Source organism: Streptomyces sp. NPDC043685 (genome assembly GCF_056436585.1).
Genome location: NZ_JBWKCH010000006.1, coordinates 646,930 through 667,352, shown reverse-complemented (window position 1 = coordinate 667,352; position 20,423 = coordinate 646,930). Strand labels below are relative to the sequence as shown.

Sequence of the window (20,423 nt, the reverse complement as noted above, 5' to 3'; positions counted from 1 at the left end):
GAGAGGATTACGCCGTGACCCGACCGCCGACCGCCGCGCAGCGGCGTGTCATCGATGCCGCCGACCCCGTCACCGGGCGGCTCCGGGGCACGGAGTCGCAGCTCACGGCACTGGTGAAGCGGGGCTTCGCCTTCCGCCACCCCCGCCCGCCGCACGATCACTTCCTGACGCCGGAGGGGCACCGGGTGCGGCAGGGCATCACACAGGCGCCCGTGACCACCGGGGAGCGGACCCCGGCGGCGACGGGCGTGTTCGCCGCCCGCGTCGGTGGTGAGCAAGGTGCGGCGCAGGCCGGGCCCGCCCGGCGCCGGGAGGTGCACAGCGCCTGGCAGGGGCTGCTGGAGCTGCGCCGGATGACCAACCCGGACGGGTCCGTGGACCGGCCGTGCGGCTGGGAGCGCGGGCATCTGGTACAGGCCGCCGCGCTGGCCCTGGAGGCCGCCGGGCACGCTCCGGCGGGGCAGGAGGGCGGGGGCTACCGGGTACGGGAGACCCCGCAGCCGGAGGCCGTCGCCGTGCACGAGCCGGACACAGAGGCGCTGCGGGCCTGCGCGGCCACCCTGGAAGGGGCGGGCTGGCAGGTGAGCGAGCACCGCGAGCCGCGCGGCGGGGACCGGTATCTGCTCGCTTCGCCGCGCCGGATGTGAGGGGCATGCCAAGATCGGTGGGTCGTTGCGCAGTGCACGAGAGTCCGGTGCGAGAGATCCGGCGCGAGAAGGGAAAGCCGTGAGCGAGCCGTTTTCCGTCCCTGTGACCGTCCGTGGATACGAGACGGATGTGCAGGGGCATCTCAACCAGGCGGTCTACCTGAACTACGCGGAGCACGCCCGCTGGTCGCTGCTCCAGGCCGCGGGGATCAGTCAGTCCGCCCTCATCGGCAGCGGCGTGGGCCCGGTCGCCCTGGAGACAACCATCCGCTACCAACGTGAGCTGCTCGCGGGCGACGAGGTCGAGGTGACCTGCGCCTTCGAGTGGGGCGGAGGCAAGACGTTCCGGATCCGGCAGAGCGTCGTGAAGGCCGACGGCACGGTGGCGGCCGAGATCACGGCGGTCGGCGGCATCCTGGACCTGGAGAAGCGCAGGATGGTCGCCGACCCCGCGGACGTCCTCCGGAAGCTGGCGTCGAACCCGGCGCTGTTCGGGCTCTAGGCGGCGTCTCGCCAGATCGTCATGTCCAGTTGCAGGAAGGCGATGTCGGGCAGCGCCGTCAACTTGGTCTGGAGCACGAGCAGGGCGATGTCCCCGTTCTTGTGCTTGACGCAGATCTCGGTGCCGGCGGCCGCCCCGGCCAGGGTCCAGCGGTGCCGGTCGGCACTGGCGAGCATCAGCCGGCACTCGTCGAGGGTGGCCCCCGCCTTGCCGAACAGCTGAAGGAAGACGCTGGTGTCGCTCTCCACGGCGCAGCCGACGTTCTCGCAGTCGAAGCGGATGTCCCCCTTGCGGTCGTCGCGCATGAACGGCTCGCGGAAACTCAGCGAGCTCTCCGGGGTCAGCATCAGCAGGGCCTGTGATTCGACCCGCGGTGGTGACGGTGACTTCGCCGGGGAGGGCTCGGCCCCCTCCGGCGTCCGCCCGACGGTCCCCGACGCTTCGGTCCGGCCTTCGGACTCCGTCGACGGCCCCGGCCCCGACGACCGCCCGGACCGGTGCGGGTCCGGGCTCGCCGGTGCGCCCGCCACCCAGTCGTGGAACCTGTCGCCCGCGTCCTGGACCGTCCACAGCAGGCCCCCGAGCGCCGCCGCCCCCGCCGTCACGGCCGCGGCCGTGATCAGCGCGGTGCGCCGTCGCCGCGTCCGCCGCTCTCCCGGCCGGCCGGGCAGCCGCTGCGGCTGGGTGACGACCAGCGGCTCGGGCATGACGCGCGTGGGAGTGGGGAGCGGGGACGGGACCGTCGGCTCCGGTCCCATGACGTCCCGCCACACGGCCGGGCCCGCGCCCGCGTCGGCGTCCGGCCCCAGTCGCCGCCGGCACCAGTCGACGACCTCCGCCAGGTCCGCCCTGTCCTTCGGGTCGGCGGCAAGGCAGCGGGCGAACAGCGGTCGGAGCTGCTCGGGCAGCACGGACAGCTCGGGCCGGTCGTGCACGATCCGGTACAGCACGCCGACCGCGGGGCCCTCCCCGTAGAGCGGGCGGCCGAGGGCCGCGAACGCGGCCGTCTGGCCCAGCGCGAAGACATCGGTGGCCGCCGTGACCTCGCCCGCGGACGCCTGCTCAGGAGCCATGAAGTGGGGCGTGCCCACGGCGGCGCCGGTGACGGTGTACGAGGTGAAGTCGGCGGCCAGCGAGATGCCGAAGTCGATCACGCGCGGTCCGTCGGCGGCGAGCAGCACGTTGGACGGCTTGAGGTCGCGGTGCACGATGCCGGCGGCGTGGACGGCCTGGAGTGCCTCGGCCACCCCCGCCATCAGCCACAGCACCGCGGGGACGGGCAGCGGACCGCGCCGGGCGACGGCGTCGGTGAGGGACGGGCCGGGCACGTACAGCGTGGCCGCCCAGGGCGGTGTGCCGTCGGCGTCGGCGTCGATCAGCTCGGCCGTGTAGGCGCCCCGGACCCGCCGGGCCGCCTCCACCTCCCGGCGGAACCGGCGCCGGAAGTCGGGGTCGTCGGCCAGTTCCGGCCGGATCACCTTGAGGGCCACCGGCCGCCCGCCCTGCGTGTGCGACAGGTAGACGCGGCCCATGCCGCCCGCGCCGAGCCGGGCCACGAGGCGGTACCCGGCGACCACGGGCGGATCGTCCGCCCGCAACGGCTGGAACACCTCGGTCGCGTGGTTCATCGGCCCGTCTCCCCCTTGTCCCCTGATCCCCCGGTCAACCACGGGTTGACCAAGGCAGAAGCCTAAGCGGAGTCCGGCGGGCTCAGGACGCGGCCGGGGCCTTGGGTGGGCCCGTGAGCTCCTCGCCCGTCTCCATCGGGTGGGTCACGTCCTGGGCGTCGCGGGTGCCCTTGCCCAGGTGGTTGAAGACGAGGTTGAGCAGCACGGCGGCCACACAGCCCGTGGAGATGCCCGAGTCCAGGACGATGCGGGCCGTCTCCGGGAAGGCGTGGTAGAACTCCGGCGCCGTGATGGGGATGATGCCGACGGCCAGCGAGACGGCCACGATCAGGACGTTGTTGTCCTTGTCCAGGGCGGCCCGGACCAGGGTCTGGATGCCGCTGGCGGCGACCGAGCCGAACAGGACCACGCCGGCCCCGCCGAGCACCGGGCGCGGTACGACGGCGATCAGCGAGGCGGCCATCGGGCACAGGCCCATCAGCACCAGGAAGCCGCCGCCCGCGGCGACGACGTACCGGCTGCGGATCCTCGTCATGGCGACCAGGCCGATGTTCTGCGCGAAGGCGCTGCACATGAAGCCGTTGAAGAGGGGGCTGATCGCCGAGCCGAGGGTGTCGGCGCGCAGGCCGGCGGCGATGGTCTTCTCGTCGGCCGGGCGCTCGACGATCTCGCCCAACGCCAGCATGTCGGCGGTCGACTCGGTCATCGACACCACCATCACCACGCACATCGAGATGATCGCGGCGAGCTGGAACTGCGGTGCGCCGAAGTGGAACGGGGCGGGGAAGCCGATGACGGCCGCGTCCGTGACCGGGCCGAAGTCCGTGGCGCCGAACGGGATCGCGATGAGCGTGCCGATCACCAGGCCGAGCAGCACGGCGATCTGCTTGACGAAGCCCGTGGTGAAGCGGCGCAGCAACAGGACGATCAGCAGGGTGGCGGCGGCGAGCCCCAGGTTGGTCGCCGAACCGTAGTCGTGGGCGGCCGGGTTCGGTCCCTGCGCCCAGCCGAAGGCGACCGGGAGCAGGGATATGCCGATGAGGGTGATGACCGTGCCGGTCACGACGGGCGGGAAGAAGCGGATCGCCTTGCAGAAGACGGGGGCGGCCAGGAAGCCCAGGAGTCCGGCGACGACGACCGCGCCGAAGATGATCGGCAGGGCGTCGGACTTGTCCTCGGTGGAGGCGACGATCGCGGTCATCGGGGCGACACCGGCGAAGGTGACGCCGTTGACGAACGGCAGCCGGGCGCCGATCTTCCAGATGCCGAGGGTCTGCAGGAAGGTGGCGAGGCCCGCGGTGAACAGGCAGGCGCCGGTGAGGAAGGTCAGGTCGGTGGCGGTCAGGCCGATGGCCGCGCCGACGATCAGGGGTGGGGCGACGACTCCGGCGTACATGGCGGCCACGTGCTGGAGGCCGGTCGTCGCCATCTTGAGCGCGGGGAGTTTTTCGTCAACGGGGTGGTCGGCCACGGCGGCGTCCCTCCGGTCGGTTACACGGCTGTGCCCGAGGGCCGCCGTGGGTGTCAGGGAGGTGGTGCGGGTGTGGTCATGGGGGGTGCCTCCCTGCTCGGGCGAAGCCGAGACCTTGGGGAGGGACCGGGCATGCGGCGGACGGGGTGGCCGTTCCGGGGCGCGCGGGTACGTGCGCCCCGGAGACGACCGCCGTGGACCCCGCTCGGGTTCACGGCCACCGGCCGGGAGCCGTCCCTCCCGGCCGGAGTCATCGGGGTGTTCAGGCCCGGGCGGCGATCTCCGCCAGGCGCCGGGCCTGCTCGCGCGTGGCGCGGGCGATGGCGTCCTCGTCGGCCGTGAGCAGCCGCCCGTCCTCGACGATCTGCCGGCCGTCCACGAAGGACGCGGTGACCGGGGCGGCCGCGCCGAAGACCAGGGCGGTCACCGGGTCGGCGATGGAGGCGTGGGCGAGCGTGTCCAGCTTCCACAGCACGAGGTCGGCGAGCTTGCCGGGCTCCAGGGAGCCGGTCTCCGCCGCCCGGCCCAGCACCTGGGCGCCGCCGTACGTGCCAAGGCGCAGGGCCTGACGGGCGTTCAGGGCGGCTTCCCTGTGGGCGCCGAGGCGGTTGATGAGGAGGGCGTTGCGCAGCTCGGTGTGGAGTTCGCCGGACTCGTTGGAGGCGGTGCCGTCGACGCCGAGTCCGACGGGGACGCCGGCCGCGAGCATGTCGGGGACGCGGGCGATTCCGGCGGCGAGGCGGGCGTTGGAGGACGGGCAGTGCGCGACGCCGGTGCGGGAGCGGGCGAAGGCGGCGATGTCGGAGTCGTTCATGTGGACGCAGTGCGCCATCCACACGTCCTCGCCGAGCCAGCCGGTGGACTCGAAGTAGTCGGTCGGGCCCATGCCGAACAGTTCATGGCAGAACTTCTCCTCCTCCACGGTCTCCGAGCCGTGGGTGTGCAGGCGGACACCGAGTCGGCGGGCCAACTGGGCGCCGTCGCGGAGCAGTTCGGTGGAGACGGAGAAGGGGGAGCAGGGTGCGACGGCGACCTGGGTCATGGCGTCGAAGGAGGAGTCGTGGTGCCGGCGCACGGTCTCCTCGGTGGCGGCCAGCGCCCCGTCGAGGGTCTCGACGGCGAAGTCCGGGGGCAGGCCGCCGTCCTTCTCGCTGCGGTCCATGGAGCCGCGGGCGAGGGTGAAGCGGACGCCCATGTCGCGGGCGGCGCCGATGATCGCGCCGGAGAGGTCGCCGGAGCCCCGCGGGAAGACGTAGTGGTGGTCCATGGCGGTGGTGACGCCGCCGCGGGCCATCATGGCGAGGGAGCCCTGGGCGGCCGCACGGACCATCGGCTCGTCGATGCGCGCCCAGGTGGGGTAGAGCGCGACGAGCCAGTCGAAGAGGTTGTGGTCGGTGGCCAGGCCGCGGGTGATCCACTGGTAGAAGTGGTGGTGGGTGTTGATCAGGCCGGGGGTCACGAGGTGGCCGGAGGCGTCGATACGGCGTGCGACGTTGTCCAGGCCCTCGGGGGCCGCGCCCGCGCCGAGGGACTCGATGCGGTTGCCGGCGAGGACGACGTGTCCGGAGGCGTACTCGGTGTCGTGTCCGTCGACGGTCGCGATCGCGCAGTTCTCGATGACGATGCGCCGCTCTGCTGCCATGGTTCGTCCCTTTTCACGGAGTGTGCTGAATTGGAGAGGGCACGGCAGGACCCTGGGATTTTGAGTGCCGTGGCCGGGAGGAGGGTTCCCCGGCCACGGGTGCCGAAAGAGGGAACGTCAGAGGTTGGTGAGGTCCTCGGGGATCCGCGCCTCGCAGCCGTCCCTGAGGATCGTCGCCTCGATCAGGCCGTAGGGGCGGTCGGCGGCGTAGTACACCTCGTTGTCGTTCTTCAGCCCGAACGGCTCCAGATCGACCAGGAAGTGGTGCTTGTTCGGCAGGGAGAAGCGGACCTCGTCGATCTCGCTGCGGTGGTTGATGATCCGCGAACCCATCTGGTACAGCGTCTGCTGGAGCGAGAGCGAGTACGTCTCGGCGAAGGCCTGGAGCATGTGCTTGCGCACCTGCTCGTAGGACTTCTCCCAGTTCGGCATGCGCTGCTCGTCGTCGGTCCAGTTGAACCGCCAGCGGCCGGAGACCTCGGTGGCCAGGATGCGGTCGTAGGCCTCCTTCAGCGTCGTGTACTTGTCCTTGACGTAGCCCCAGAACTCGGAGTTGGTCGAGTTCATCACGACGAGGTCCTTCAGGCCCGAGATCACCTCCCACTTCTCGCCGTCGTAGGTGATCTGGGTCAGCCGGGTCTCCTGGCCCTTGCGGACGAAGGAGTGCTTGACCTCGTCAGCGCCGATGAACTGCGAGGTGGCGTCGGAGGCCTCGATCCGCTCCCAGGCGTACTCCTCGATGCGGATGCGGGCCCGGTGGATCGGCTCCTGGCTGGTGACGAAGTGCCGGGCGAGGTGGATGCCGAACTGCTCGGCGGACTCGATGCCGTGTTCCTTGGCGAACGCGTACACCGTGTTCTTGGTGGTGTCGGTCGGCAGGACGTTCGCGTTCGAGCCGGAGTAGTGGACCTCGTCCATGTCGCCGCTCAGGGCGACGGAGACGTTCAGGTCCTTGATGTGGTGGGTGGCGCCGTCCCGCGTGATCTTGACGACCCGGTTCTCGGCCTTGCCGTACTGGTTCTGTCCCAGGATCACAGGACGGGCAGGGCGGGAAATGTCTGCCATCTTTAGCTAGCTCCCTCGGTATACGGAGTAGCCGAACGGGTTGAGCAGCAGCGGTACGTGGTAGTGCTCACCGGCCTCTACGGCGAAGGTGATCACCACCTCTGGAAAGAACGCACCGCTGTCCCGATTCGCGGGGGCGTCCTGCTGCGCATCGGCTTGCTTCTTCGCAGATTCTTCGAAGTACGGCTCCACCGCGAAGTCGAGCCGTACGTGGGTGGTGCCCTCCGGCAGCGCCGGCAGGTCCTTGCACCGCCCGTCCGCGTCGGTCGCGGAGCCGCCGAGCGCCTGCCAGTCAGCACTCCGGCCGGTGCGGGCGCGGAGCCGGACGGCGACGCCCTCGGCGGGGCGGCCGACGCTGGTGTCCAGGATGTGCGTGGACACGGAGGCGGTGGCGGAGGTGCTCATGGTGCTGTCAGTCCTCTTCGACGAGTCGGGCCAGACGGATGCGGTTGATCTTCCCCAGTTCGGTGCGGACGATCTCCCGCTCCTGCTCCGGCGTGTTGCCGATCCGCTCCCTGACCGCGTCGCGCATCTGCTCGCCGGTGCGGCCGGTGGCGCAGATCAGGAAGACGTGCCCGAACCTCTCCTGGTAGGCGAGGTTCAGCTCCAGCATCTCCGCCTTGAGCGCGTCGGAGGCGCCGGCCATGCCGCGCTGCTCCCGCGCCGAGGTGGGGTCACCGGGCTTGGGGCGGCCGATGGGTGGGTGACCGGCCATGGCCTCGTCGAGGTCCGCGGCGGTCAGCTCCGCCATGGCGGCGTCGCTCGCGGCGTACAGGTCCTCGAAGGTGGCGTAGGGGCGGGCGGCCAGCAGGCGCTTCGCCCACGCCGTGGAGGCGCACGCCTCGTGGAGGGCGGTGAGGGCCGCGTGCTCCTCGAGCGTGTTGAACCGGGCCAGGCCCGGCGGCGTGGAAGTGGACGTCACGGGAGCCTCCGTGGCCGGATACGGCCTTCGTGCTGAACGGGCGTGCCGCTAGCTAACGCCCTTCCGCGACAGCACGTCAACAGTTTGTTGAAAATTCGGTGGCGTGAAACCGGACCGGTGCCGCGCGGACCCTCAGGCCCCCTTCTCGCGGTTGAGGTAGTTGTAGACGGTGAAGCGGCTGACGCCGAGGGCGCTCGCCACGGTCTCCACCCCGTGCCGTACGGAGAAGGCGCCGCGCGCCTCGAGTATCCGTACGACCTCCTGCTTGGCCCTGCGGTCCAGATCGGCCAGCGGCATGCCCTTGCGGCGCTCCATGGCGGCCAGGATGTGATCGAGGGAGTCGGCGAGCTGCGGCAGCCGCACGGCGACGGCGTCCCGGCCCTCCCAGGCGAGGACGACGTCGTCGGGGCCGGCCTCGTCGGGCGGGATCATCTCGCCGCCCATGGCGTCGACCAGGGGTTTGACGGCCGCGATGAACGGCTCGTCCCCCGCGCCGCTCACGCCTCGCCCTCCTCGACCACGTTGACCTGGAGCGTGACCCGGGTGGCGCCGGCCTCCAGCGTCCTGCGGAGCAGGGCGTCCACGGCGGCGAGCACCGCGTCGGCACCGCCCTGCGCGGTGTTGCCGAACGGGCCCACGTCCACGGCGTCCAGCTCGGCGGCCTCCACGACCTCGCGGGCCACCACCGCGTGCGCGGGGGCCTCGTCCAGGTCGAACGGCTCGGTCGTGAACTCCACTCTCAGTCGCACGCGCTCAACCTAACGCGCGGGGCGGGCTTTCCGGCAGCCCCTCTTGACAGCCCTCGCACCGCACAGGCAATCTTCCGTTAAGCAGAAGTAAGATTCCGCAATACGGAATAAGCGCCATGGGTGACGCACCATGGAAGACACGGAAGGGAGCGCCGCCCCGATGGGATTCGCAGACCAGCGCTTCAACGTCAACCTGTCGATCCTCTTCACGGAGCTCCCCCTCCTGGAGCGTCCCGCGGCGGCCGCCGCGGCGGGCTTCTCCGCGGTCGAGCTGTGGTGGCCCTGGGTCGACTCACCCGTCCCCGAGCGGTCCGAGCTCGACGCCCTGAAGCGCGCGATCGAGGACGCCGGCGTACAGCTGACCGGCCTGAACTTCTACGCCGGGCAGCTCCCGGGCCCGGACCGCGGCGCCCTGTCGATCCCCGGCGCGCAGTCGGAGCGGTTCCGCGCCAACATCGATGTGGCCGCCGACTTCGCCGCCTCCCTGGGCTGCACGGCGCTCAACGCGCTGTACGGCAACCGCGTCGAGGGCGTGGACCCGGCCGAGCAGGACGCGCTCGCGCTGGAGAACCTGGTCCTCGCCGCCCGGGCCGCCGACCGGATCGGCGCGATCGTGCTGATCGAGGCGCTGAACCGGCCCGAGTCCCCGCTGTACCCGCTGGTGTCGGCCCCGGCGGCCGTGGAGGTCGTCGACCGGGTCAACGAGGCGACCGGGCTGGGCAACGCCCGCTTCCTCATGGACCTCTACCACCTGTCCATGAACGGCGAGGACCTCCCGTCGGTCATCGAGCGGTTCGCCTCGAAGACCGGGCACGTGCAGATCGCCGACAACCCGGGCCGCGGCGCGCCGGGCACGGGCTCGCTGCCCCTCGAAGACCTCCTCGACCGACTGAACAAGGCGGGTTACGACGGCTGGGTCGGCCTCGAGTACAAGCCGGGCGACCGCCCGAGCGCCGAGGCCTTCGACTGGCTGTCCCGCTGACCCCCCTTCACCGAAAGGCACCCCATCATGAGCACCACTCTCCCCAAGGTGGCCTGGATCGGCCTCGGCATCATGGGCTCCCCCATGTCCGAGAACCTGATCAAGGCGGGTTACCAGGTCACCGGCTACACCCTGGAGCAGGACAAGCTGGACCGCCTGGCCGCCGCCGGCGGCACCGCCGCCGGCTCGATCGCCGAGGCCGTGCGGGACGCCGACGTCGTCATCACGATGGTCCCGGCCTCCCCGCAGGTCGAGGCCATCGCCTACGGCCCGGACGGCATCCTGGAGAACGCGAGGTCCGGGGCGCTGCTGATCGACATGTCCTCGATCACCCCGCAGACCTCGGTCGACCTGGCGAAGGCCGCGAAGGACAAGGGCGTTCGCATACTGGACGCCCCGGTGTCCGGCGGTGAGGCCGGCGCGATCGAGGCGGTGCTGTCCATCATGGTGGGCGGCGAGCAGGCCGACTTCGACGAGGCCGAGCCGATCTTCCAGGCGCTCGGCAGGACCATCGTGCTGTGCGGCCCGCACGGCTCCGGCCAGACCGTGAAGGCCGCCAACCAGCTGATCGTCGCCGTGAACATCCAGGCGTGCGCCGAGGCCGTGGTCTTCCTGGAGAAGTCCGGCGTGGACCTGAAGGCCGCCCTGGACGTCCTGGGCGGCGGGCTCGCCGGCTCGACCGTGCTGACCCGCAAGAAGGACAACTTCCTCGCCCGCGACTTCAAGCCGGGCTTCCGGATCGACCTGCACCACAAGGACATGGGCATCGTCACCGACGCCGCCCGCACCGTCGGCGCGGCCCTGCCCGTCGGTGCCGTGGTCGCCCAGCTGATCGCGAGCCTGCGCGCGCAGGGCGACGGCGGCCTGGACCACTCGGCGCTGCTGCGGGCCGTGGAGCGGCTCTCCGGCGCGCAGCTCTGACCCCTGCCCGGCCCTCGTGACCCCGGGGGTCCCCAGACCCGGGCGGCGCCGCCCCTGACACCTGTCCTGTCGCGCCCAGAGGGGCGGCGCCGCCCGGAACCAGCCATGCCCTTCGCTTCAACAAACTGTTGACGCCCCGCTCACCCCGATCCTAGGCTCCACAAAGCGGAAACATTTTTCCGCTGCCCTCTCGTACGGAAGGTCACGATGTCGCAGCGCGTGCTCACCACCGAGTCCGGCGCCCCCGTCGCCGACAACCAGAACTCCGCCACCGCCGGCATCGGCGGCCCGCTCCTGCTCCAGGACCAGCATCTGCTGGAGAAGCTGGCGCGCTTCAACCGCGAGCGCATCCCGGAGCGCGTGGTGCACGCCCGCGGCTCGGGCGCCTACGGACACTTCGAAGTCACCGACGACGTCACGGAGTTCACGCACGCCGACTTCCTCGGCGGGGTGGGCAAGCGCACCGAGGTGTTCGTGCGCTTCTCGACCGTGGCCGACTCGCTCGGCGGCGCGGACGCGGTGCGCGACCCGCGCGGTTTCGCGGTGAAGTTCTACACGGAGGAAGGCAATTACGACCTCGTCGGGAACAACACCCCGGTGTTCTTCATCAAGGACCCGATCAAGTTCCCGGACTTCATCCACTCGCAGAAGCGCGACCCGTTCACGGGCCGTCAGGAGCCGGACAACGTCTGGGACTTCTGGGCCCACTCCCCCGAGGCCACGCACCAGGTGACCTGGCTGATGGGCGACCGCGGCATCCCGGCCTCGTACCGCCACATGAACGGCTACGGCTCGCACACCTACCAGTGGACGAACGGCCGGGGCGAGGCCTTCTTCGTCAAGTACCACTTCAAGACCAACCAGGGCGTCCGGTCCCTGAGCAGCGAGCAGGCGGCCGAGATCGCGGGCAAGGACCCGGGCTCGCACCAGACGGACCTGCTCCAGGCCATCGAGCGGGGCGTGCACCCGTCCTGGACCCTGTACGTCCAGATCATGCCGGCGGCCGAGGCGGCGGAGTACCGCTTCAACCCGTTCGACCTGACGAAGGTGTGGCCGCACGCGGACTACCCGCTGCGGCGCGTGGGCCGGCTGGTGCTGGACCGCAACCCGGACAACGTCTTCGCGGAGGTCGAGCAGGCCGCGTTCTCCCCGAACAACTTCGTGCCGGGCATCGGCCCCTCACCCGACAAGATGCTCCAGGGCCGGCTCTTCGCCTACGCGGACGCCCACCGCTACCGCCTGGGCGTCAACCACACGCTGCTGGCGGTCAACGCGCCGAAGGCCACGACCGCGCAGAACTACGGCCGGGACGGCCTCATGGCGTCCAACCCGCAGGGCCGGTACGCCAAGAACTACGAGCCGAACTCCTACGACGGCCCGGTCGAGACCGGCCGCCCGCTGTCGGCGCCGCTGGCGGTCTCCGGCCACACGGGCACCCACGCGGCGCCCGCGCACACCAAGGACGACGACTTCTTCCAGGCGGGCGAGCTGTACCGGCTGATGTCCGCCGAGGAGAAGTCCCGCCTGGTCGCGAACATCGCCGGGGGCCTGTCCCAGGTCTCCCGCGACGACGTGATCGACAAGAACCTCGCGCACTTCCACGCCGCCGACCCCGAGTACGGGCGGCGCGTGGAGGAGGCGGTCCGCGCCCTGCGCGAGGACTGAACCCCCTGACCGTGCCCGACAAGCCCGGGGCGACCCGGATGAGGGGTGGTCCCCCGGGCACGGGCACGGTCAGGGCGCGGACCGCGGCGGCTGCGAGCCAGTGCGGTGGTGAAGGGCCCGGGCCGGTTTCTCGACCTGAGGGAAACCGGCCCCGGAGCCCGTCGCACCCGCCGCGGTCCCAGTACCACCCCTCTCCCCGAACCCCGTCCGGCGGCGCGAACGTCCTGTCGCGCCCAGCCTCGCGCCGCCGGACGGCCAGCCCGTCCCCGGGGTGCGGAACCGTCCCGTTCGCAGCAGCCTGGAGGCATGGCACCTCCCGCCGAGCATCCGCATGTCGTGGTCCACGCTCCTGCCCTGGACGGCTCCCGCCGGGTCACCCTGGGTGAGGAGCCGCTGGGCGTCGCCACGCACACCGACGACGTCGCCGAGATCCTGCGCCTGGCCGACCTGTACGTCACCGATGTCGCGGAGAGCGATCTCGTCGAGTGGCAGGGCGGCGGCCCGGACGACTGGCCGGGCCTTTCGGAGCACCACGACGCGTGAGCGCGCCGACGCGTTGCCGCACCCGCCCCCTCCCCACGGCCCGTTCCCTGCCCCTGCCCCTGCCCCTGCCCCTGCCCGGGTGACGAAGGGGTGTCAGGAAGCCGTTCGACCCTCCGCCGGCGTTTCTCCTCCAGCGCCTGAGGCCGGTGCGACGTAGACCGAGATCCGGGTCGGCCTTCCGCCGGTGTACCGGGCTTCCGCGTGGGTCGCGACCAGGTCGCGGAGGATGTCCAGCGCGATCCGGAGATCACCGTGCGCGTCCGCGACGGGCCCGGCGTCGGGCCAGACGATGACCACGCGGGGAGCCTCCAGCGCCCGGAGCCCGCCCCAGACCGAATCCGAGAGGGCGTCCCACACCCTCCGGAAGGTCCCCAGCGGCGGGTCCAGCGGCAGCGTCTGCCGCACCGCCGCGAAGAACGCCTCCTCGTCGGTCCGCCCGCCGGTGGACAGTGTGAACACGGGCACGCCCTGGCGGGAGGCCTCCTCGACCACCCCGGGGACGTCCGCACCGGAAACCTCGTGGAAGCCTTCGTCGATCACCATGCTCGGCACCGTACCGGTGCCTCTTCCCGGTCCGGATCGACCGCCACCACCGCCGCGCGTACCGTGCGGCGGGCGCCTTTGTCCGGCGTGCGGCGGCGGTGCAGGCGAAGGCGGGGGCGGCGAGTGAGGTGCCCGGCGCATTTCGAGGTGGCCGGGAACGCGTGAGGGGCGGCTCCGTCCTTCCGGACGGGCCGCCCCTTGCGCCGTGCGGGCCTCAGACCTTCAGCGGTTTGATCGACGTCGGCGCATGGCCCGGCTCCGTGGCGATCTCCTCGAACTCCACGACGTTGCCGATGTCGTTCGTCGTCGACATGGAGATGTTGGTGACGCGCTCCAGGATCGCCTCGACGACGACCGGGACCCGGTACTCCGCGGCCAGCTTCTTGGCCTGCTCGAAGGCACCGCCCAGCTCGGCGGGGTCGGTGACGCGGATCGCCTTGCAGCCCAGGCCCTCGGCGACCCTGACGTGGTCGACGCCGTAGACGCCGAGTTCGGGCGCGTTGATGTTCTCGAACTCCAGCTTGACCTGGAAGTCGATGTCGAACGCCCGCTGCGCCTGGCGGATCAGCCCCAGGTAGGAGTTGTTCACCAGGACGTGGACGTACGGGATCCTGTGCTGTGCGCCGACGGCCAGTTCCTCCAGCATGAACTGGAAGTCGTAGTCGCCGGAGAGCGCGACGACGGGCGCCTCGGGGTCGGCCTTCGCGACGCCGAGCGCGGCCGGGATGGTCCAGCCGAGCGGGCCGGCCTGGCCGCAGTTGATCCAGTGCCGGGGCCGGTAGACGTGCAGCATCTGCGCGCCGGCGATCTGCGAGAGACCGATGGTGGAGACGTACCGGGTCTCCGGGCCGAAGGCCTTGTTCATCTCCTCGTAGACGCGCTGCGGCTTGATCGGGATGTCGTCGAAGTGCGTACGGCGCTGGAGGGTCGCCTTGCGCTCCTGTGCGGAGGCGGCCCACGCGGAGCGGTCGGGCAGCCGGCCCTCGGCCTTCAGCTCCTCGGCGACCTCGACGAACAGCTCCAGGGCTGCCCTGGCGTCGGAGGCGATGCCGTAGTCCGGGGCGAAGATCCTGCCGATCTGGGTGGGCTCGATGTCGACGTGGACGAACGTCCGACCGGCCGTGTAGACGTCGAGCCTGCCGGTGTGACGGTTGGCCCAGCGGTTGCCGATGCCGAGGACGAAGTCGGACTCCAGGAAGGTCGCGTTGCCGTAGCGGTGCGAGGTCTGGAGGCCGACCATGCCGGCGTTCAGCTCGTGGTCGTCGGGCAGCAGGCCCCAGCCCATCAGGGTGGGGACGACGGGGGTGCCGGTCAACTCGGCGAAACGGACGAGCAGTTCGGCGGCGTCCGCGTTGATGACGCCGCCGCCCGCGACGATCAGGGGCCGCTGCGAGGCGTTCAGCATCCCGATCGCCTTCTCGATCTGGGCACGGCTGGCGGCAGGCTTGTAGACCGGGAGCGGCTCGTAGGTCTCCGGGTCGAACTCGATCTCCGTCAGCTGCACGTCGATCGGCAGGTCGATGAGGACGGGCCCGGGACGGCCGGAGCGCATCAGGTGGAACGCCTGCTGGAAGACGCCCGGGACCTGCGCGGCCTCCAGGACGGTGACGGCCATCTTGGTGACCGGCTTGGCGATGGAGGCGATGTCGACGGCCTGGAAGTCCTCCTTGTGGATCACCGCGGTCGGGGCCTGGCCGGTGATGCACAGGATCGGGATGGAGTCGCCGATCGCGGAGTACAGGCCCGTGATCATGTCGGTGCCGGCCGGGCCCGAAGTGCCGATGCACAGGCCGATGTTGCCCGGACGGGTCCGGGTGTAGCCCTCGGCCATGTGCGAGGCGCCCTCGACGTGCCGGGCGAGGGTGTGGGCGATGCCGCCGGAGGCTTTGAGCGCCGCGTAGAAGGGGTTGATCGCCGCGCCCGGGACACCGAACGCGTCGGTGATGCCCTCGCGCTTGAGGATCTCAACTGCCGCGCGGGCAGCGGTCATTCGAGCCATCGAGTACTCCTGCTTCGGCTGTCGGATTCGCACTCCCGTCGCGCCCCGCGGTGAGCTCTTCCGTAATGCGGAAATTGTTTTCTACGATCTGGAATGAATGTATGCGGGGCGGGTGAAGGGCGTCAAGAGACGGCAAGCGCCGGACAGGCGGCGGTTCGAGGGAGCACGATGGGCACCGCTGTCCCGACGCGACACGGTTCTGGAGTGGCCATGGCCGAGACCGTTCCGGTGCGCTGCCCCGCCTGCCGCCGCGAGCACCGCTACACGGCTCCGGCCTACCCCTGTGTGTGCGGTGCGCCGGTCGCCCCGCTCCTGGACCGGGCCGGCTCGGCGACGCCCGTCTCGCACCGGGTCTGGCAGGACGACTGGGTGACGGTGCGGTGCGGATCCTGCGGGCGGCGCGGCGAGTGGCCACGCCCGGAGGTGGGGTGCGCGTGCGGGGTGCTCCTGCGGGTGGCGGTGGTGGAGGCCCGCCCCGGCGACGTGCACCGGGACGCACCGACCGGGGAAACGCCCCTCACCGGCGGGCAGGACACGGCGACGGACCAGGAGGACGCCCTCATCGCAGACACAGCGACAGGCCAGGCGGACACCCGCGAGCCGGGCACCGCGTCGGGCCGACAGGACGCCCGCGGGCAGGGCACGGCGGCGCACCGGCAAGGCCGCCCCCACGACCCGGGCACGGCAGCGGGCCGGTGCGACCCCCACGGCCAGGACGTGTCGGCGGACCAGGACGGCATCCCCGCGGCAGACCAGGACGGCACCCCCGGCCCCGATCACGCGGCCGGTCCGCGTGAGGCCGCCGCCGCGCCCGCCGCCGACGTCGGCTCCGCCCAGCCTCCCTTCCGGTCCGTCACCATCCGCACGGCCCTCGACGCCGTCACGGCCACCGCGCTGTATCTGCGCTGGCTCGGCTACCGGGGCGTCCGCCGGGCGGACCAGCGGCCCCCGTCCGGCATCGGGCTGGCCGCCCGCGGCGTCCTCGCGCAGGTCGATCCGGCCGTGCGCCCGGCGACGCTGCGGGACGTGGAGTGCCTGTGGCTGACAGCCATGACCGAGTCGGCCGAAGGCCTCTACTTCTCCCTCGCCGGGTACGCGGACGACGCCCGGGCCCGCGCCGACGCCCTGGGCGTCCCGTTGTTCGTCCTGGACCTCACCGGCACACCCCGGCCGGTGAACGCCCCGGCCGAGACGCTGGTCGCCGCCGGCCCCGGGAAGCGGACCTCCTGAACCCGGGCCCGCCGCACCACCCGCTCACGGATACTCGCCGCATGCGCATCCGCCCCGCCACCCGAGCCGACCTGCCAGTGCTCCAGGACATCGAACGGGCCGCCGGCGCGCCCTTCCACGACCTCGGCATGCCGGAGATCGCCGACGACGAGCCGCCCGCGCTGGACGTCCTGGAGCGCTACCGCCGCGCGGGCCGCTGCTGGGTCGCGGTGGACGACGGGGACCGGCCGGCCGCTTATCTCGTCGCGGACCCCGTCGACGGCGCCCTGCACATCGAGCAGGTCTCGGTCCACCCGCGCGCCGCACGCCGGGGTGTGGGCCGTGCCCTGCTGGCCCACGCCGCCGGCCACGCCCGTGAGGAGGGCCTGACGGCCCTGACGCTGACGACCTTCACGGACGTCCCGTGGAACGCCCCCTACTACGCACGCCTCGGCTTCTGCCCCCTGGCCGATGCGGACCTGACCCCCGGCCTGCGCGAGATCCGCGCGACGGAGGCCGCGCACGGCCTGGACCGCTGGCCACGGGTGTGCATGCGCGCGCCGCTGTGACCGGCGAACCCGTGCCTGTCAGCCGTCCGCGAACCTCTCGCGCAGTTCCACCTTCCGTACCTTCCCGGACACCGTCATCGGGAAGGAGTCGAGGATCCGCACCCGGGACGGGACCTTGTAGTGGGCCAACCGCCCCTTGCAGAAGGCCCGGAGCTCCTCCAGCGTGGGCGGGTCGGCCGGGTCGCGGGCGATGACGCAGGCGAGGACCTCTTCGCCGTAGCGCTCGTGCGGGACGCCGACGACCTGGACGTCCTGGATCTTCGGGTGGCCGTAGAGGAACTCCTCGATCTCGCGCGGGTAGATGTTCTCGCCGCCCCGGATGATCATGTCCTTGATGCGGCCGACGATCTCGACGTAGCCGTCCTCGCGCATCACGGCGAGGTCGCCCGTGTGCATCCAGCGGCCCGCGTCGACGGCCTCGGCGGTCTTCTCGGGCTCGTTCCAGTAGCCGAGCATCACGCTGTAGCCGCGGGTGCACAACTCCCCCGCCTCACCGCGCGGTCGGGTGACGCCCGTCGCGGGGTCGACGATCTTCACCTCGATGTGCGGCAGGACCCGGCCGACCGTGCCGGTGCGGTGCTCCAGGTCGTCGTCCCTGCGGGTCTGCAGGGACACAGGGGACGTCTCGGTCATGCCGTAGCAGATGGAGACCTCCGCCATGTGCATCTCGGCGACCACCCGCTTCATCACCTCCACCGGGCAGGGCGAGCCCGCCATGATGCCGGTGCGCAGGGAGGTGAGGTCGTAGCTCGCGAAGTCGGGGAGGTTCAGCTCCGCGATGAACATGGTCGGGACGCCGTAGAGGGAGGTGCAGCGCTCCTGCTGGACGGCCTCGAGGGTGGCCTTCGGGTCGAAGGAGGGGGCCGGGATGACCATGCAGGCGCCGTGCGAGGTGGCGGCGAGATTGCCCATCACCATGCCGAAGCAGTGGTAGAAGGGCACCGGGATGCAGATCCGGTCCTGCTCGGAGTAGCCGAGCGTCTCCCCCACGAAATAGCCGTTGTTGAGGATGTTGTGGTGGGAGAGTGTCGCGCCCTTCGGGAAGCCCGTCGTGCCCGACGTGTACTGGATGTTGATCGGGTCGTCGCAGGACAGGTCGTCGTACACCGCGTCGGGGGTCGCCCGCCCGAGCAGCGCCTCCCAGCCCGGGTCGCCGAAGTAGACCACCTCCCGCAACTCCGGCAGGTGGCCGCGCACTTGGTCCACCATCGCCCGGTAGTCGCTCGTCTTGTGGCCGAGGGAGGCGAACAGCAGGGACACACCGGCCTGCTTCAGCACGTACTCCACCTCGTGGGTGCGGTACGCCGGGTTGATGTTCACCATGATCGCGCCGAGGCGGGCGGTGGCGTACTGGACGAGCACCCACTCGGGGCAGTTGACCGCCCAGATGCCCACCCGGTCGCCCTTGGCGACGCCGGAGGAGTGCAGGGCGGAGGCCAGTTCGCCGACCGCCGCGCCGAACTCGGCGTACGTCCAGCGCCGTCCGGACGGTACGTCGACCAGCGCCTCGCGGTCCGGCCAGGCGGCCACCGCCCGGTCCAGGTCGTCCCCGATGGTGTCGCCGAGCAGCGCCGTGGCGCCGGTGCCGTGACTGTAGGAATTCACCGGAAGTCCTCCTCGCGGTACTCGGCGTCCGACCCGGCCGCCGTGGCCTCACGCAGCTCGATGCGGCGGATCTTGCCGGAGACGGTCTTGGGCAGCTCGCCGAACTCCAGGCGGCGGATGCGCTTGTAGGGGGCCAGCGTCTGGCGGGAGTGCTCGAACAGGACCTTGGCCGTGTCGGGGCCGGGCTGCCAGCCCTCCGCCAGGACGACGTAGGCCTTGGGGACGGCGAGCCGCAGTTCGTCCGGGGCGGGCACGACCGCCGCCTCGGCGACCGCCTCGTGCTCCAGCAGCGCGCTCTCCAGCTCGAACGGACTGATCTTGTAGTCGGAGGCCTTGAAGACGTCGTCGCTGCGCCCGACGTACGTCAGGTATCCCTCGTCGTCCCTGGAGGCGACGTCTCCGGTGCGGTAGTAGCCGCCCGCCATCGCCTCCGCCGTGCGGTCGGCGTCGCCGTGGTAGCCGGTCATCAGGCCGACAGGGTGCTCCGAGAGGTCGAGGGCGATCTCGCCCTCCCTGGCGCCCGGGGCACCGGAGACCGGGTCGAGGAGTTCGACGCGGTAACCGGGGCTGGGACGGCCCATCGAGCCGGTCTTGAGCGGCTGGCCGGGGCTGTTGGCGACCTGGACGGCCGTCTCGGTCTGGCCGAAGCCGTCCCGGATGGTGCGGTTCCAGGCGCGGCGGACCTGTTCGATGACCTCCGGGTTGAGCGGCTCACCGGCCGCGACGACCTCGCGCGGCGGGGTGCGCAGCTGGGTCAGGTCGGCCTGGATGAGCATGCGCCACACGGTCGGCGGGGCGCAGAAGGTGGTGACGCCGGCCCGGTCCATCTCGGTCATGAGACGAACGGCGTCGAAACGCGTGTAGTTGTGCAGGAAGACGGTCGCCTCGGCGTTCCACGGGGCGAAGAGGTTGGACCAGGCGTGCTTGGCCCAGCCGGGTGAGGAGATGTTCAGATGCACGTCGCCGGGTTTCAGGCCGATCCAGTACATGGTCGACAGGTGGCCGATCGGGTACGACGTGTGGGTGTGCTCGACGAGTTTGGGCCGGGCGGTGGTGCCCGAGGTGAAGTAGAGCATCAGCGGGTCGTCGGCCCGGGTCGGGCCGTCGGGGGTGAAGGCGGCGGAGGCGCCGTAGGCGTCGTCCAGCGGCAGCCAGCCCTGCGGCACCGCGCCCGCGGCGCCCGCGGCGATGCGGGTGTAGTCGCCGGGGACCTCGGCGAACTTCCCGGTGTCCTCGGGGCGTGTGATGACGTGCCGGACCCGGCCGCGCTCGACCCGGTCGCGCAGGTCGGCGGGGCCGAGCAGCGGAGTGGCCGGGATGACCACCGCGCGCAGTTTCATCGCGGCGAGGGCGGTGATCCACAGTTCGGCCTGGTTGCCGAGCATGACGAGGATGCGGTCCTCGGCGCGCACGCCCCGGTCGCGCAGCCAGGTGGCGAACTGCGCCGACCGCACGGACATCTCGCCGAAGGACAGCTCGGTCTCCCGGCCGTCCTCCTCGACGAGGTGCAGGGCGGTGCGGGCGTTGCCGTCGGCGATCTCGTCGAACCAGTCCAGCGCCCAGTTGAAGTACTCGGGGCGGGGCCAGCGGAAGCCCGCGTAGGCCGTCGGGTAGTCCTCACGGTGTTCCAGCAGGAAGTCCCGCGCCTCGCGGAACATCTCCGTCGCCGATGTCATCTGTCCTCCTGGGTACCGGACCATTGCCGGGCGGCTCCGAGCCATCGTGTAATCCGTGATGCGGGTCTCACTACCCCCGAACGGG

General features: G+C 71.5%; 20 protein-coding genes. 8 read left to right on the top strand and 12 right to left on the bottom strand.

All coding sequences use genetic code 11. The annotated features are described in order from the left end of the window. Window positions 1-14: 14 nt before the first annotated feature. Window positions 15-647 carry a hypothetical protein gene (locus AC0665_RS22865; RefSeq protein WP_478603765.1) on the top strand — a complete coding sequence of 211 codons (633 nt, stop codon included), beginning with the start codon at window positions 15-17 and terminating at the stop codon, window positions 645-647. Between the two features lie 79 nt (window positions 648-726). Further along, the gene (locus AC0665_RS22860) at window positions 727-1,149 is read left to right on the top strand and encodes an acyl-CoA thioesterase (protein ID WP_478705686.1); all 423 of its coding nucleotides are present in this window, start codon (window positions 727-729) and stop codon (window positions 1,147-1,149) included. Here AC0665_RS22860 and AC0665_RS22855 read toward each other — a convergent pair. From AC0665_RS22855 to AC0665_RS22820, 8 genes are all read right to left on the bottom strand, one after another. Next, window positions 1,146-2,777, bottom strand: coding sequence for a serine/threonine-protein kinase (locus AC0665_RS22855; RefSeq protein WP_478705685.1), 1,632 nt, complete (start codon window positions 2,775-2,777; stop codon window positions 1,146-1,148). The genes AC0665_RS22860 and AC0665_RS22855 overlap by 4 nt on opposite strands. A gap of 82 nt (window positions 2,778-2,859) precedes the next feature. Continuing rightward, the gene (locus AC0665_RS22850) at window positions 2,860-4,248 is read right to left on the bottom strand and encodes a nucleobase:cation symporter-2 family protein (protein WP_478705684.1); all 1,389 of its coding nucleotides are present in this window, start codon (window positions 4,246-4,248) and stop codon (window positions 2,860-2,862) included. Window positions 4,249-4,510: 262 nt separating this feature from the next. Further along, complete coding sequence (locus AC0665_RS22845; protein WP_478510268.1) at window positions 4,511-5,890, bottom strand: 8-oxoguanine deaminase; 1,380 nt, start codon at window positions 5,888-5,890, stop codon at window positions 4,511-4,513. Between the two features lie 117 nt (window positions 5,891-6,007). Beyond that, window positions 6,008-6,955 (bottom strand): factor-independent urate hydroxylase, encoded by a 948-nt coding sequence (pucL, locus tag AC0665_RS22840; protein ID WP_478510269.1) that lies wholly within the window; start codon window positions 6,953-6,955, stop codon window positions 6,008-6,010. Between the two features lie 6 nt (window positions 6,956-6,961). Beyond that, entirely contained in the window at window positions 6,962-7,360 is a 399-nt protein-coding gene (gene uraH, locus AC0665_RS22835; protein ID WP_478705683.1) for a hydroxyisourate hydrolase, read from the bottom strand. A 7-nt stretch (window positions 7,361-7,367) separates the two neighbouring features. Continuing rightward, window positions 7,368-7,877, bottom strand: coding sequence for a 2-oxo-4-hydroxy-4-carboxy-5-ureidoimidazoline decarboxylase (uraD, locus tag AC0665_RS22830; RefSeq protein ID WP_468403275.1), 510 nt, complete (start codon window positions 7,875-7,877; stop codon window positions 7,368-7,370). 132 nt (window positions 7,878-8,009) lie between these two features. Continuing rightward, window positions 8,010-8,378 carry a helix-turn-helix domain-containing protein gene (locus AC0665_RS22825; RefSeq protein WP_189593286.1) on the bottom strand — a complete coding sequence of 123 codons (369 nt, stop codon included), beginning with the start codon at window positions 8,376-8,378 and terminating at the stop codon, window positions 8,010-8,012. Beyond that, a complete protein-coding gene (locus AC0665_RS22820) occupies window positions 8,375-8,626 on the bottom strand; it encodes a hypothetical protein (RefSeq protein ID WP_468403273.1) in 252 nt (83 codons plus the stop codon). Before AC0665_RS22820 ends, AC0665_RS22825 begins: the two co-directional genes overlap by 4 nt. A gap of 160 nt (window positions 8,627-8,786) precedes the next feature. Here AC0665_RS22820 and AC0665_RS22815 point away from each other — a divergent pair, with 160 nt between their 5' ends. The 4 genes from AC0665_RS22815 (at window position 8,787) to AC0665_RS22800 (ending at window position 12,737) form a co-directional block, all read left to right on the top strand. Continuing rightward, window positions 8,787-9,608: a TIM barrel protein gene (locus AC0665_RS22815; protein ID WP_478705682.1), complete on the top strand. Its 822-nt coding sequence runs from the start codon at window positions 8,787-8,789 to the stop codon at window positions 9,606-9,608. Between the two features lie 27 nt (window positions 9,609-9,635). Next, window positions 9,636-10,529, top strand: coding sequence for a 2-hydroxy-3-oxopropionate reductase (locus AC0665_RS22810; protein WP_478705681.1), 894 nt, complete (start codon window positions 9,636-9,638; stop codon window positions 10,527-10,529). Window positions 10,530-10,736: 207 nt separating this feature from the next. Next, window positions 10,737-12,194 carry a catalase gene (locus AC0665_RS22805; protein WP_468403267.1) on the top strand — a complete coding sequence of 486 codons (1,458 nt, stop codon included), beginning with the start codon at window positions 10,737-10,739 and terminating at the stop codon, window positions 12,192-12,194. Between the two features lie 306 nt (window positions 12,195-12,500). Continuing rightward, window positions 12,501-12,737: a hypothetical protein gene (locus tag AC0665_RS22800; RefSeq protein WP_468403265.1), complete on the top strand. Its 237-nt coding sequence runs from the start codon at window positions 12,501-12,503 to the stop codon at window positions 12,735-12,737. Between the two features lie 93 nt (window positions 12,738-12,830). Here the strand turns inward: AC0665_RS22800 and AC0665_RS22795 are convergent, their stop codons facing one another. Continuing rightward, a complete protein-coding gene (locus AC0665_RS22795) occupies window positions 12,831-13,280 on the bottom strand; it encodes a barstar family protein (protein WP_478705680.1) in 450 nt (149 codons plus the stop codon). A 214-nt stretch (window positions 13,281-13,494) separates the two neighbouring features. After that, entirely contained in the window at window positions 13,495-15,279 is a 1,785-nt protein-coding gene (gene gcl, locus AC0665_RS22790) for a glyoxylate carboligase (protein ID WP_478705679.1), read from the bottom strand. Window positions 15,280-15,489: 210 nt separating this feature from the next. Between gcl and AC0665_RS22785 the strand changes: the two genes are divergently transcribed. Beyond that, window positions 15,490-16,509: a hypothetical protein gene (locus AC0665_RS22785; protein ID WP_478705678.1), complete on the top strand. Its 1,020-nt coding sequence runs from the start codon at window positions 15,490-15,492 to the stop codon at window positions 16,507-16,509. Between the two features lie 41 nt (window positions 16,510-16,550). Then, complete coding sequence (locus tag AC0665_RS22780; protein WP_478510275.1) at window positions 16,551-17,057, top strand: GNAT family N-acetyltransferase; 507 nt, start codon at window positions 16,551-16,553, stop codon at window positions 17,055-17,057. 18 nt (window positions 17,058-17,075) lie between these two features. Here AC0665_RS22780 and AC0665_RS22775 read toward each other — a convergent pair whose 3' ends face one another. Both AC0665_RS22775 and AC0665_RS22770 read right to left on the bottom strand, forming a co-directional pair. After that, the gene (locus AC0665_RS22775) at window positions 17,076-18,662 is read right to left on the bottom strand and encodes an AMP-binding protein (protein ID WP_478705677.1); all 1,587 of its coding nucleotides are present in this window, start codon (window positions 18,660-18,662) and stop codon (window positions 17,076-17,078) included. Next, window positions 18,659-20,338: an AMP-binding protein gene (locus AC0665_RS22770; protein ID WP_478603797.1), complete on the bottom strand. Its 1,680-nt coding sequence runs from the start codon at window positions 20,336-20,338 to the stop codon at window positions 18,659-18,661. The genes AC0665_RS22775 and AC0665_RS22770 overlap by 4 nt, the downstream gene beginning before the upstream one ends. Between the last annotated feature and the right edge of the window lie 85 nt (window positions 20,339-20,423).

Bases quoted from the DNA above. Each gene is read 5' to 3' on its own strand.
- AC0665_RS22855 (WP_478705685.1), bottom strand. From the start codon at position 2,777: ATGAACCACGCGACCGAGGTGTTCCAGCCGTTGCGGGCGGACGATCCG.
- AC0665_RS22845 (WP_478510268.1), bottom strand. From the start codon at position 5,890: ATGGCAGCAGAGCGGCGCATCGTCATCGAGAACTGCGCGATCGCGACC.
- pucL (WP_478510269.1), bottom strand. From the start codon at position 6,955: ATGGCAGACATTTCCCGCCCTGCCCGTCCTGTGATCCTGGGACAGAAC.
- uraH (WP_478705683.1), bottom strand. From the start codon at position 7,360: ATGAGCACCTCCGCCACCGCCTCCGTGTCCACGCACATCCTGGACACC.
- AC0665_RS22815 (WP_478705682.1), top strand. From the start codon at position 8,787: ATGGGATTCGCAGACCAGCGCTTCAACGTCAACCTGTCGATCCTCTTC.
- AC0665_RS22810 (WP_478705681.1), top strand. From the start codon at position 9,636: ATGAGCACCACTCTCCCCAAGGTGGCCTGGATCGGCCTCGGCATCATG.
- AC0665_RS22805 (WP_468403267.1), top strand. From the start codon at position 10,737: ATGTCGCAGCGCGTGCTCACCACCGAGTCCGGCGCCCCCGTCGCCGAC.
- AC0665_RS22800 (WP_468403265.1), top strand. From the start codon at position 12,501: ATGGCACCTCCCGCCGAGCATCCGCATGTCGTGGTCCACGCTCCTGCC.
- AC0665_RS22795 (WP_478705680.1), bottom strand. From the start codon at position 13,280: ATGGTGATCGACGAAGGCTTCCACGAGGTTTCCGGTGCGGACGTCCCC.
- gcl (WP_478705679.1), bottom strand. From the start codon at position 15,279: ATGGCTCGAATGACCGCTGCCCGCGCGGCAGTTGAGATCCTCAAGCGC.
- AC0665_RS22785 (WP_478705678.1), top strand. From the start codon at position 15,490: ATGGCCGAGACCGTTCCGGTGCGCTGCCCCGCCTGCCGCCGCGAGCAC.
- AC0665_RS22780 (WP_478510275.1), top strand. From the start codon at position 16,551: ATGCGCATCCGCCCCGCCACCCGAGCCGACCTGCCAGTGCTCCAGGAC.
- AC0665_RS22770 (WP_478603797.1), bottom strand. From the start codon at position 20,338: ATGACATCGGCGACGGAGATGTTCCGCGAGGCGCGGGACTTCCTGCTG.